An 11,881-nucleotide genomic window follows, 5' to 3' on the forward strand; every position below is an offset into this window, starting at 1 on the left:
GATCGAGAAGTACTGGAGACAGTCATGAAGGTCACCTACGACGAGGCCACGGATACCCTTACGGTCATCTTTCGGGACGCACCGGTTGCCGAGAGTGACGAAGACAAGCCCGGCGTGATCCTGGATTACGACCAGGCGGGAAACCTCGTATCCGTAGAGGTTCTCGAGGCCTCGAAGCGTGTACAAGAGCCCCGGTCGGTCACGCTGACGCTAGGCGCGCAGGGCTGAGCTGGGGATGAGCCAGCGGGGCGTGGATCCCGGCGTCGAGCCCGCGGCGGCGCGGATCCTCGAGGGGCTCAACGCGGCCCAGGTCGCCGGGGTCACCCACGACCAGGGGCCGCTCCTCATCGTGGCTGGCGCCGGAACGGGCAAGACCACCGTTCTGGCCCGGCGCATCGCCTATCTGATCGCCACCCGGCACGCCCGTCCCGAGGAGATCCTCGCGCTCACGTTTACCGACAAGGCGGCGCTCGAGATGGAGGAGCGCGTCGACGTGCTGGTCCCCTACGGCTACGCCGACGTCCGCATCTCGACCTTTCACGCCTTCGGCGACTGGCTCCTCCGGGAAAACGCGCTCGAGGTGGGGCTGACGCCGGCCTTCCGGGTCCTGAACCGGGCCGAGCAGGTGATCTTCCTGCGCGACCGCCTCTTCGAGCTGCCCCTCGCCCACTACCGCCCCCTCGGCGACCCCACCCGACACCTCCACGCGCTCCTCGCGCTCTTCGGCCGCGCCAAGGACGAGGACGTCTCACCCGAGGCGTACCTGGCGTACGCGGAAGCGCTGGCCACCGAGGCCGCCGGGGGCGCCGCCCCGAGCGGGCCGGACGACGCCGAGCGGCGCGACCGGGCTGCGCGCGACCTCGAGCTGGCCCGGGCCTACGCCACCTACCAGACGCTGATGGCTCGCGAGGGGTTCGTCGACTTCGGGGATCAGATCGTCTACGCGCTGCGCCTGTGCCGGGAGCGGCCCTATGTCCTGGCTCGCTACCAGCGTCGGTTCCGGTACATCCTGGTCGACGAATTCCAGGACACCAACTATGCCCAGTTCGAGCTGGTGAAGCTGCTGGCCGCCCGCCACCGGAACGTGACGGTCGTCGGTGACGACGACCAGGCCATCTTCCGCTTCCGGGGCGCCTCCATGAGCAACATCCTCGGCTTCGACCGCGCCTACCCGGACGCCCGCCGCGTGGTGCTCACCGCGAGCTACCGCTCCGGGCAACGGCTCCTCGACGCCGCCTACCGGCTCATCGGGCACAACAACCCCGATCGCCTGGAGGTCGCCGAGGGGATCGACAAGCGCCTGGTCTCCGCGGTCGGAGACGGATCCGACCCCGTCCACCTCCACTTCGAGACGGTGACCCAGGAAGCCGACCACGTGGCGGCGGCCATCGAGGCCGAGGTGGCGGCGGGGGCGGCGCGCTACGAAGACTTCGCCATCCTGGTCCGGTCCAACAACGACGCCGATGCCTTCCTCCGGTCCCTCAACATGCGCGGCATCCCCTGGACCTTCTCCGGAAACCAGGGACTCTACGGCCGCCCCGAGGTCCGGCTCCTCATCGCGTTCCTCCGGGTGGTGGCCCATCCCGACGACGCGGTGAGTCTCTTTCACCTCGCCGCCTCTCTCCTCTACGGCGTGCCGGCGGTGGACCTGACCCGCTGCGGCACCTACGCCGACCGGCGGCACCGCTGGCTCTTCGACGTCCTGCGGGGGCTCGACGGCCTCGGCGAGGTGCGGGACGGTCTCTCGCCCGAGGGCCTGGAGGCGATCGGACGGCTCGTCAAGGACCTCGAGCGCTACATGACGCTGGCTGGCGAGCTCTCGGCGGGTGAGCTGCTGTATCGCTTCCTCGAGGACTCGGGGTGGCTCGCGCGGATGTCGAAGGCCGCGGGCGCCCGAGAGGAGGCCGAGGTCCAGAACGTCGCCAGGTTCTTCCGGCGCATCGGGGAGGCGGCGGCCGTGCTCCGGTCGGACCGGGTCCGGGAGTTCGTGAACCACCTCGATGCGCTCATCGAGGCCGGGGAGGACCCGGCGGTCGCGGAGGCCGAGGCCGACGTGCCGGCCGTCCGCCTCCTGACCGTCCACAAGGCCAAGGGGCTCGAGTTTCCCGTGGTCTTCGTGGTCGGGCTCGTCCAGGGTCGGTTCCCGTGGCCCAGCCGGGCCGACGTCCTGGAGCTCCCGGACGTGCTGGTCAAGGACGTGCTTCCCGCGGGCGACTTCCACATCCAGGACGAGCGCAGGCTCTTCTACGTGGCCATGACCCGCGCCAGGCGCGCCCTCTTCCTGACGTCGGCCCGCGACTACGGGGGGAGGCGGGAGCGCAAGGTGAGCCAGTTCGTCCTGGAGGCGCTGGACCTCGGGCGCGATGCGGCCCGGCCGTTTCGGAACACGGCCCTGGAGGAGCTGCGGCGGGCGGCCGCCCCCCCGCAGTACGCCGATCCGGCCCTGGCCGAGGAGCCGCCCCTTCCCCCCGACGCTCCCCTCGAGCTCTCCCACCGGCAGGTCGACGACTACGAGACCTGTCCGCTCAAGTACCGCTACATCCACGTGCTCCGTGTGCCGATCCGGCGCCACCACGCGGTGGTCTACGGCGAGACCCTCCACCGCGCCGTCGAGCACTACTTGCGACGTCGCGCGGCCGGGCTCTACACGCCCCTGGAGGACCTCCTCGTCGTCTTCGAGCGGGAGTGGCGCAACGAGGGCTTCCTCACCTGGGCCCACGAAGCGGCCCGCAAGCAGGCCGGGCGGGCGGCGCTGACGCGCTTCTGGCACGAGGAGGAGGCGTCCGGGGCGAAGCCGACCCACGTGGAGCGCGAGTTCGGCTTCGCCCTGGGCCCCGACCGGGTACGCGGCCGCTGGGATCGCGTGGACGAGGCCGACGGAGCCGCGGTCATCATCGACTACAAGTCCTCGGACGTCCGCGAGCTGGAGCGGGCGGAGGTGCGGGCGGCCGAGAGCCTCCAGCTCAAGCTCTACGCGCTGGCCTGGCGGGAGATGGTCGGGCGCCTACCGGCCCGAGTGGAGCTACGGTTCCTCGAGTCCGGGGTGGTGGGTCGCGCCGTGCCCTCCGACGAGGACGCTGGCGAGGCCGCCGACGCCGTCAGGACCGCCGCGGCCGGCATCCGCGCCCGCCACTTCGCGGCGAAGCCCTCCTTCCAGGCCTGCCGCTACTGCGCCTACAACCAGATCTGTCCCTACACGGCCAGTCGCGCATAGCTCGCGGAGGGGGATCGCCACGACGCCCGGGGCCACCGGGACTCGTTCGCGCAGGTCGGCGGGTGCTCAGGCGAATGCGAGCGGCTCGCCGGCCTGGAACCAGCGGGGCGGGCGCCCCCGGAGAAACAGCTTGACCCGCCCGGTGCCGAGGACGGTCGCCGCGTCGTCCTCGACGCGCAGGAGTGTCCCTTCCTCGATGCCCACCACGGGATTGTCGCGCACCAGCAGGTACTCCCCGATCCGCTCGTCCCGGGTCTCGCTCCCCGGGGCCATGGCCGGATCGGTTTCCTTGTAGTGCGGATTGATGTTGAAGGGGACCAGGCTCAATGCCTCGAAGGCGGTGAACCCGACGACGTTCCAGTCGTTGGTCGTCAGGATGTTCGGGCCGGCGACGTTGGCGCCGGCGCTCGACCCGATGTACGGAAGCCCGGCCCGGACGCGCTCGCGGATCGCCGAGACAAGCCCCGACCCGGAGAGCCGCTCGAGGAGCGCGTAGGTGTTCCCGCCGCCCACGAAGACCGCCTCGGCCCGGGCCAGGGTGGGCAGGGGGTCGCGATCCCAGCGGAGGTGGTCGACGATGAGCCCGGTGGGCTCCGGCTCGAGAGCCGCCCGCGCCAGCGCGTGATACGACTCCTCGTCCTTGAGGGAGGCCGCGGTCACGAAGGCCAGGCGCCGGGCCGACCCGAGGAAGACGGCGATCGCTCCCCGGCAATGCTCCAGGAAAGGCCGACCGGAGTTGCTGATCAGGAGCACGCGCACGAGCGCGAGGATACCACACGGTATGGCGAGCGGTCGGGCCCGCGGCGGTCCGCCGCCTCCCCCTTGACGCTCGGGCGCCGCCTACCTTACGGTGACGGCGGGATCGACGCTTTCGCTCGAGGGAGACGTGCGCGCTGCACGCCGCGGGGCCGGGCGTGCGCAGGGAGGGTGCGATGGCCGAGACGGTCCGACGGGTGCAGTACTTCTACGTCATGTCCCCCGACAAGCCCGGCGAGGGGGCCCGGGCGCTCGACACCCTGAAAGAGGCCGGAGTGAACCTCCTCGCGTTCTCGGGGTTCCCGGCCGGCAAGCGCGCCCAGCTCGACTTCGTGCCGGAAGACCCGGCGGCGTTCCGGGCGGCCGCCCGGAAGGCGAAGTGGAAGGTGACCGGACCGAAGGTCGCCTTCCTGGTCGAGGGCGACGATCGCCCGGGGGTCGTGGCCGACATCCTGGGCAAGCTGGCCGCCGCCAAGGTCAACGTGACGGCGACGGACGCCGTCTGTGCCGGCGGCGGGCGCTTCGGCGTGCTCCTGTGGGTGAAGCCGAGAGACGTCAACCGGGCTGCCAAGGCGCTGGGGGCCGCCTAGGCTCATGCACATCGAGATCCGGCGCTGACTCATCTGACGGGACTTGCGCGCCCGGGCCGGGCGCCTGGCCACATCGATCGAGCAGACGCTGGGAGTGCGTCCCCGGATCCGGGTCGGCGGGTTCCAGGCCTTCGACGTCTACGTGGACGGCCGACTCGTCTACGGCCGGAAGCGGGACGGCGAGCTCCCGAGTGACGAGGCGATCCTCGCCCGCATCCGCTCGATAGAAGGAGGCTCGGCATGACCCATGACCTCGTGATCCGCGGCGGTCTCCTGGTGGACGGCACCGGGGCCCCCGCCCGTCGGGGCGACCTCGCGGTGAACGGCGACCGGATCGCCGGGCTGGGCGTCGTCGAAGACCGCGGCCGGTGGGAGATCGACGCCGGCGGGCTCGTCGTCACCCCCGGCTTCATCGACCCCCACACGCACTACGACGCCCAGCTCACCTGGGACCCCCTGGCGTCGTGCTCGTCGTGGCACGGGATCACCACCCTCGTGACGGGGAACTGCGGCTTCACGATCGCCCCCTGCCGGGCCGGGGATCGCGAGACCATGATGCGCATGCTCCAGTACGTCGAGGGCATGTCGCTGGGAGCGATGCAGAAGGGCATCCGCTGGGACTTCGAGGGCTTTGACGAGTACCTGGACGTGCTCGAGCGTAGCGGGCTGTGGGTGAACGTGGGCGCGCTCCTCGGCCACTCGGCGATTCGGCAATACGTGATGGGCGACGCCGGGTGGGAGCGCGCCGCCTCCGACGACGAGATCGAACGGATGGCGGCGGTCGTCCGCGAGGCGATGGCGGCGGGCGCCCTGGGCCTCTCGTCGTCCGCCAACACGAACCACGTCGGCGACCGCGGCCGACCGGTGCCGAGCCGGCTCGCCGAGGAGCGGGAGCTGACGCGGCTGGTGGCGACCATGGGCGAGACCGGCCGCGGCATCCTGGAGCTGACCATCGGAGGGACGCGCGCCGACCGGGTCGCGGAGGTCGACCGCTTCGCCGAGCTGGCCCGGGCGGGCGGCCGGCCGATCACCCCGGTCTCGATCCGCCACAACCCCCTGCGCCCCGACGAGCACCGCCAGGTCCTGGCCCGCATCGAGGCGCTTCACCGGGAAGGGCTGCGTGTCTATCCCCAGGGCACCTGCTCGCCCCTCACCGCGACGTTCGACCTCACCGGCCCCTTCGTCTTTTATCGGTTCCCCGTGTGGCGGCGCGTGCTGGAGACGCCGGTCAGCGACTGGCGGACGCTCTTTCGCGATTCCGGGTTCCGCGACGAGTTCCGCGCGACCGTCGGCCGGTCGGCCCTCTTCACCGGAGACGCCTCCCCGTTGCGCGTCCACGCGGTCCGCTCGCCGGCGTTCGGCCACTTCGTGGGCCGGACGGTGGCGGCGGTCGCCCGGACGATGGGGAAGGAGATCGTCGACGCCTTCTTCGATCTCGCGCTCGACGACGACCTCAAGACCCAGTTCACGGTCGCGATCGTCAACACCGACGCGGCGGCGGTGGCCGAGATCTTCACGCACCCGCACACGCTGCTCGGCCTCTCCGACGCGGGGGCCCATCTCACCCTCTTCTGCGAGGCGGGTCAGACGAGCCGGCTCCTGGGGCACTGGGTGCGGGAGCGCCAGGCGCTCGCGCTCGAGGAGGCCGTGCGGCGGATCACCTCGATGCCGGCGGACGTGTTCGGCCTCCCGGACCGCGGGCGCCTCGCCCCCGGGCTGGCCGCCGACCTCGTCGCCTTCGACCCGGCCACGATCGCCGATCACCCGCCCGAGCTGGTCCACGACCTCCCGGACGGCGGGCCTCGGCTCGTACAGCGGGCGACCGGCATCGTCTGGTCGTTCGTCAACGGCCGGGCGGTGATCCGCGAGGGGCGGCTGCCGGAGGCCGGCGCCGGTCCCGGCCCGGGGCGCGTCCTCCGCCCGGCCTGACGGGCCGCTCCACATGTCCCGGGCTCGCTTCACGGTTCCGAAGGCGGCGGCGGCCCGGCTGGGGCGCGACCCGGCGACGATCCGCTACTTCACGGCGCCGGCGGTGAGGCCCGAGACGTAGTAGTCGAGGAAGAAGACGTAGAGGACGACGATCGGCACCGAGCCGAGCACGGCGCCGGCCATGAGCGAGCCCCAGAAGTAGATGTCGCCGCGGATCAGCTCGCTGGTCACCCCCACGCTGGCCGTGATCTCCTCCGAGGACGACGTGAAGGTCAGCGCGTAGATGAACTCGTTCCAGGAGAGCGTGAAGGCGAACAGGATGGCGCAGACCAGGCCCGGCACCGCGATGGGCAGCACGATGCGGAGCAGAGCCTGGATCCGGGTGGCGCCGTCGACCATCGCGCACTCCTCGACTTCCTTCGGCACCGTCCGGAAGTACCCCATCAGGAGCCACGTGCAGAACGGGACCAGGAAGGTCGGGTACGTCACCACCAGGGCCCACTTGGAGTCGGCCAGCCCGAGCCAGTGCACCACCTGGGCCAGCGGGAGGAAGAGCAGAGAGGTCGGCACCAGATAGGTGATGAAGATGCCGGTCCCGAACGTCTCGACGCCGAAGAACTTGAGCCGGGCCAGGGCGTAGGCGGCGACGGTGCCGATCAGGACCGAGATGGTCGTGGCGAGTACGGTGATGAGCACGCTGTTCTTGGTCCAGGTGAGGAAGGCGGTCTCCCAGAGCAGCTTCGCGTAGTGCTCGAAGGTCACCCCCTGGCGGATCAGGAGCGGCACCGAGTGGCGATCATAGAGCTCGCGGTCGGTCTTCAGGGAGGTCAGCGTCATGTGGTAGAAGGGGAACAGCGCGAAGACGAGGAACGGCACCAGTCCCAGGTGCAGGGCGATCTTCGTCAGCAACGGGCGCCGCCGGACCGCCATCAGTAGGCCTGCCGCCGCACGAACCTCAGGTGGACCCACACCACGAACACCAGGACCGGGAAGAGGTAGAGCGAGATCGCCGCGCCCTGGCCGATCTGCCCGGACTCCAGCCCGACCTGGCGGGCGAGGGTGGCGAAGAGGTGGGTGGAGTTGATGGGCCCGCCGTGGGTCAGCACGTAGACGATGTTGAAGTCGCTGAACGTGAAGATGGTCGAGAACAACACGACGATGGCCAGCACCGGGCTGAGCAGGGGCAGGGTCACGTGCCAGAAACGCGCCACCGGGCCGGCCCCATCCGCCTCGGCCGCCTCGTACAGCTCCCGGGGGATCGAGACCAGCCCGGCCAGGATGGTGATGGCGAAGAACGGCAGGCCACGCCAGACGTTCACGACCACCACCGCGGTCATGGCGTAGTATTTCTGACCCAGCCAGTTCGGACCGGGCGGGTCCATGACGCCCAGGTGGATGCCGGTCCAGTTCACCACGCTGTAGAGCGAGTTGAACATCCACCACCAGCCGAGCGTTGAGAGCGCGGTCGGGATGACCCACGGGAGCAGGACGGCGCCGCGGATCGCCCGCTTGAACCAGAGCTGCTGGTTCAGCAGCACGGCGAGGGAGATGCCCAGGACGAGCTTGAGGGCGACCGCCGAGCCCGTGAAGACGAAGGCGTTCTGAAAGGTCTGCCGGAACGCGTCGCTCTGCCAGAGGTTGACGAAGTTGCGGAGCCCGACGAAGTGGCTCGGACGGCCGATGAAGGCGTTCGACACGGCGAAGTAGAGCGCCATGCAGAAGGGGTACGCGACCAGCAGCACGAGCAGGAAGAGGGCGGGCGTGACGAAGAGCGGGCCCAGGACTTGCTCGCGGTCGAGCAGTTCCCGGACCCGCACCCGGAGCGGCAGCCGCACCGTGACGGCGATGTTGCCGACAGCCACGCGCGTCGCTACCCCGCCATGATCTTCTTCATCTCGGTCTCGGCCCAGGCGATGGCTTCCTTGTTGGGCGTGCCCGTCACCGCCTTGGCGAGCATGTTGGGGACGATGAACGAGTTGGTGATGAGCTGGATCTTGTCGGTCGGCGGCGCCGGCCAGCCGTAGAGATGGTACTGGACCCCCGGAGCCCCGAGGGCCGCGTACTTGGGATCCGTCCTGAGCACCGGATGGTCCTGGAGCCTCTCGTAGATCGGCAGGTTGAAGGCGTCCGCCGACATGACCCACTCGTCGTAGACCTCCCGCTTGCCGAGCAGGTAGCGGACCCACTCCTTGGCCGGCTCGACGTGTTTCGAGAACTTCCAGATGCCAATGGAACGCGGCACGTCGGTCTCGTGGCGCCCGCCGGGCCCGCCCAGGCTCCGATGATGGTTGATGAGGTCGGCCGTCGGCAGCTTCCGCTGCTTGGCGACGATGTAGGCGCTCACCGGATTGTGGATCCAGCCGGCCTTGCCCTGCTGGAGCGACTCGTTGTTGCTCGCGTCGCTCCAGGAGAGCACCTCGGGCTCCATGCAGTCCCGGTACATCTTCTTGTACCATTCGACCAGCTGCTCGGTCGCGGGCGAGTTGATCCGCACCGTCCTGCCGTCGCGGTCGACCTCCGTACCGCCGAAGGACCAGAGGACCGGCCCCGCCGTCGAGATCGAGTCGTAGTTCTGGCTGATGGGGATCCCGACCGGATGCCCCATCTTCTTCAGTTCCTTGCCGACCGTGTAGAGCTCTTCCCAGGTGTCGGGGACTTTGAGCCCCGCCTGCTTGAAGAGATCCTCGCGATACGTGGGCACGAAGAGCCCGTGGTACATCGGCACGGCGCGCCAGACGCCGTTCACGTGGGCGGCCTCGTACCCGGAGGACAGCGTCTTGCCGTGCTTCTTCTCCAGCTCCGCCACGAGGTCCGACACGTCAGTGAGCTGCGGCTCGTAGAGCCAGGGGAAGTGCATCCGCATCTCGACGAGGTCGTGGCCGGCCTGGGTCTGGACCTCCGCGGCGTACTTCGCCGGCTGCTGGGGATGGGCGATGTAGTCGATCCGAAGCTTGATCCCGGTGTCCCGGGTAAAGCGCTGGGCGATGTCGTTCTGCTTCTTGTCCATCGCAGGGGCGAAGTTGTTCCAGCAGAGGTATGAGATCTCGCGCTGCTGGCCCCGTGCCGGGGGCACGCGCGCGGCGAGGATGCCGGCGAGGCCTCCACCGGCGGTGGTCCCGAGGAAACGACGACGGCCGATCGATTCCATGACTCCTCCTTTCACGGTCAAGCGAGTGTAGACAACGCGCGCCGACTGTCAAGGCGCGCCGCGGCTCAGGCCCTCTCCTCAGGCTCGCTGAGCGTGCGGGGAAACCACTCCTCGAACGTCACGTAGAGGGTGGGGATCAGGACGAGCGTGAAGAACGTCGAGACGAGCAGCCCGCCGATCACCGCGATGGCCAGCGGCTGGTTCGCCTCCGTGCCCACACCGAAGGCGAGCGCCATCGGCAGGAGGCCGACCACGGTCGTGAGGACCGTCATCAAGATCGGGCGCAGGCGGATCCGTCCGGCCCGCGGGACCGCGACGCGCAGGGGCTCGCCGCGGCGGCGGCGCTCGTTGATGTACTCCACGAGGAGCACGCCATTGGAGACGACGATCCCGACCATCATGATGATGCCCATGAACGACGTCGCGGAGAGCGTCGTGTTCGTGAGGTAGAGCGCCCAGAACACGCCGATGAGCCCCATGGGCACCGAGAACATGATCGTGAACGGGTCCTTCAGCGACCTGAACTGCGAGGCGAGCACCATGTACACCAGAATGACCGCGAGAAGCGAGGTGAAGGAGAGGCTCGCGAAGGACTCGCGCTGCTGCTCGGTCTGCCCGCCGAGGCGGATGGAGAAGCCCGCCGGCAGCGGGAGCTGGCGGAACTTCCCCTCGAGCTCCTGCGAGATCGACCCGAGATCGCGCCCGACGGCGTTGGCGGCGATGCGCACGAGGCGCTGCTGGTACTTGCGCTCGATCTCCACCGGACCCGCCGATTGCCTGATGTCCGCGACGGTGGAGAGGAGGACGGGACGGTTGTCATCCGTGGTCACGAAGATCCGCCCCAGATCCTCCGGCGTCTGCCGATACGGCTCGTCGAGCTGGACGACGACGTTGTACTGGTTGCCCGACTGTGGGTCGGTGAAGATCGACGGGTTGACGCTCACGTTGGAGTTGAGCGAGAAGAGGACGGCCTCCGCGATCCCTCGCTGGACGAGGCCGGCGGCGGCCGCCTTCTCGCGATCCACGGTGATCTCGAACTGTGGATAGTTCGCGTCGCGACTGGTCGTGACGTCGGTGACGCCGTCGGTCGACTCCATGAGGCGGGCGACCTCGCGCGAGACGGCGGCCGCCGCGCCGAGGTCGTAGCCCAGGACCTCCACCTCGAGCGCCGTCTCGGATCCGAAGTTGATGGTCCGGGCCACCAGCCCGCCGGGAACGAAGCGATACGTCGTGCCGGGGAACTTCCCGGCGAACCGCGGCCGGAGCGCCCGCATGATCTCCCCGTCGCTCCGCTGGCGCTGGTCGGCGGTCGACAGGTAGACCTGGACGCTGGCGCTGTGCGGGCCCGTATTGGTGGTGAAGACCGCCGACTGCCCCTGCGGGATGCCGACGTTCGAGACCACCGAGACCAGTTCCTCCGGCCGCAGCTCCGCTTTGATGATCGACTCCATGGCTCTCACGATCCGCTCGGTCTCTTCGACCCGCGTCCCCACCGGCGCCTTGAGGTTGACCCGGAACTGCGCCTCGTCCGACGGGGGAAAGAACTCCGTGCCGATGAGCGGCTTGAGGCCGAAGGCGGGCGCCGTGACCAGGAAGAGGCTGGCCACGAACGCGGCCGCGATCCCGCCCACGACCCGGCGCCGGTGTGCGAGCGCCCACTCGATCACTCGCTGATAGCGCTCCTCGATCCATGTGAAGAAGCGCTGGGAGAGGCGGAACAGGCGATCCCGCGCCGACCGGGACGCTGGGTCGATCGGCCTCTCCGGCGTGATGAGCCCGAGGGCCAGGAGCGGCGTCACGGTTCGCGAGACGAGGAAGGAGGCGAAGAGCGAGATCGAGATCGTGAACGTGAGCGGGATGAAGAGGAGCCTGATCTGGCCCTCGAGGAACACCGTCGGCACGAAGACGATGATCGTCGTGATCGTCGCCGAGAAGATCGGCATCGCCACCTCGCGGGCGGCGTCGAGGACGGCCTGGCGCCGCGGCGTGTCCGGGATGTTCAGGTGCCGGTTGATGTTCTCGAGCTCGACGATCGAGTCGTCCACGAGCCGGCCGACCGCCAGGGCGAGGCCGCCCAGCGTGAAGACGTTGAGCGTCTGGCCCAGGAAGTACATGACGATGAACGAGAGCAGGATCGAGAGGGGGATGGCGATCGAGATGATGAGGGTCGAGGTGAGCGAGCGCAGGAAGATCAGGATGACGAGGAAGGCGAGGGCCGAGCCCTGGAGGGCCTCGTGCCACAGG

The 11,881-nt window shown here is 69.5% G+C and carries 10 protein-coding genes; 5 read left to right on the plus strand and 5 right to left on the minus strand.

What is annotated here, in order from left to right; genetic code table 11:
• Positions 1-24 precede the first annotated feature (24 nt).
• Together VGW35_22000 and VGW35_22005 are read left to right on the plus strand one after the other, a co-directional pair.
• Entirely contained in the window at positions 25-228 is a 204-nt protein-coding gene (locus VGW35_22000) for a DUF2283 domain-containing protein (GenBank protein HEV8310346.1), read from the plus strand.
• 7 nt (positions 229-235) lie between these two features.
• On the plus strand, positions 236-3,214 hold the full coding sequence (locus VGW35_22005) for an ATP-dependent DNA helicase (protein ID HEV8310347.1): 2,979 nt from the start codon (positions 236-238) through the stop codon (positions 3,212-3,214).
• 66 nt (positions 3,215-3,280) lie between these two features.
• Here the strand turns inward: VGW35_22005 and pepE are convergent, their stop codons facing one another.
• A complete protein-coding gene (gene pepE, locus VGW35_22010; GenBank protein ID HEV8310348.1) occupies positions 3,281-3,973 on the minus strand; it encodes a dipeptidase PepE in 693 nt (230 codons plus the stop codon).
• A gap of 173 nt (positions 3,974-4,146) precedes the next feature.
• Here pepE and VGW35_22015 point away from each other — a divergent pair, with 173 nt between their 5' ends.
• From VGW35_22015 to VGW35_22025, 3 genes are read left to right on the plus strand one after another with little or no spacing between them, the layout of a single operon-like run.
• Positions 4,147-4,560: a hypothetical protein gene (locus VGW35_22015; protein ID HEV8310349.1), complete on the plus strand. Its 414-nt coding sequence runs from the start codon at positions 4,147-4,149 to the stop codon at positions 4,558-4,560.
• Positions 4,561-4,603: 43 nt separating this feature from the next.
• Entirely contained in the window at positions 4,604-4,804 is a 201-nt protein-coding gene (locus VGW35_22020; protein ID HEV8310350.1) for an Rdx family protein, read from the plus strand.
• Positions 4,801-6,489 carry an amidohydrolase family protein gene (locus VGW35_22025; protein HEV8310351.1) on the plus strand — a complete coding sequence of 563 codons (1,689 nt, stop codon included), beginning with the start codon at positions 4,801-4,803 and terminating at the stop codon, positions 6,487-6,489. Before VGW35_22020 ends, VGW35_22025 begins: the two co-directional genes overlap by 4 nt.
• A gap of 84 nt (positions 6,490-6,573) precedes the next feature.
• On the opposite strand, the gene VGW35_22030 is transcribed toward VGW35_22025, so the two are convergent.
• From VGW35_22030 to VGW35_22045, 4 genes are all read right to left on the minus strand, one after another.
• Positions 6,574-7,419 (minus strand): carbohydrate ABC transporter permease, encoded by an 846-nt coding sequence (locus tag VGW35_22030; protein ID HEV8310352.1) that lies wholly within the window; start codon positions 7,417-7,419, stop codon positions 6,574-6,576.
• Positions 7,419-8,351 (minus strand): sugar ABC transporter permease, encoded by a 933-nt coding sequence (locus tag VGW35_22035; protein ID HEV8310353.1) that lies wholly within the window; start codon positions 8,349-8,351, stop codon positions 7,419-7,421. Before VGW35_22035 ends, VGW35_22030 begins: the two co-directional genes overlap by 1 nt.
• Positions 8,352-8,359: 8 nt before the next feature.
• Positions 8,360-9,637, minus strand: a complete 1,278-nt coding sequence (locus tag VGW35_22040; GenBank protein ID HEV8310354.1) for an extracellular solute-binding protein — start codon at positions 9,635-9,637, stop codon at positions 8,360-8,362.
• A 65-nt stretch (positions 9,638-9,702) separates the two neighbouring features.
• The coding region (locus VGW35_22045) for an efflux RND transporter permease subunit (protein ID HEV8310355.1) at positions 9,703-11,881 on the minus strand (2,179 nt) is incomplete at its 5' end.

This window comes from Candidatus Methylomirabilota bacterium (assembly GCA_036005065.1).
Classification (GTDB): Bacteria; Methylomirabilota; Methylomirabilia; order Rokubacteriales; family DASRDR01; genus DASYQW01.

What these genes read in the sequence shown, in the direction of transcription:
- VGW35_22030 (HEV8310352.1), bottom strand. Translation starts at nt 7,419, where the DNA reads ATGGCGGTCCGGCGGCGCCCGTTGCTGACGAAGATCGCCCTGCACCTG.
- VGW35_22005 (HEV8310347.1), top strand. Translation starts at nt 236, where the DNA reads ATGAGCCAGCGGGGCGTGGATCCCGGCGTCGAGCCCGCGGCGGCGCGG.
- VGW35_22015 (HEV8310349.1), top strand. Translation starts at nt 4,147, where the DNA reads ATGGCCGAGACGGTCCGACGGGTGCAGTACTTCTACGTCATGTCCCCC.
- VGW35_22025 (HEV8310351.1), top strand. Translation starts at nt 4,801, where the DNA reads ATGACCCATGACCTCGTGATCCGCGGCGGTCTCCTGGTGGACGGCACC.
- VGW35_22000 (HEV8310346.1), top strand. Translation starts at nt 25, where the DNA reads ATGAAGGTCACCTACGACGAGGCCACGGATACCCTTACGGTCATCTTT.
- VGW35_22040 (HEV8310354.1), bottom strand. Translation starts at nt 9,637, where the DNA reads ATGGAATCGATCGGCCGTCGTCGTTTCCTCGGGACCACCGCCGGTGGA.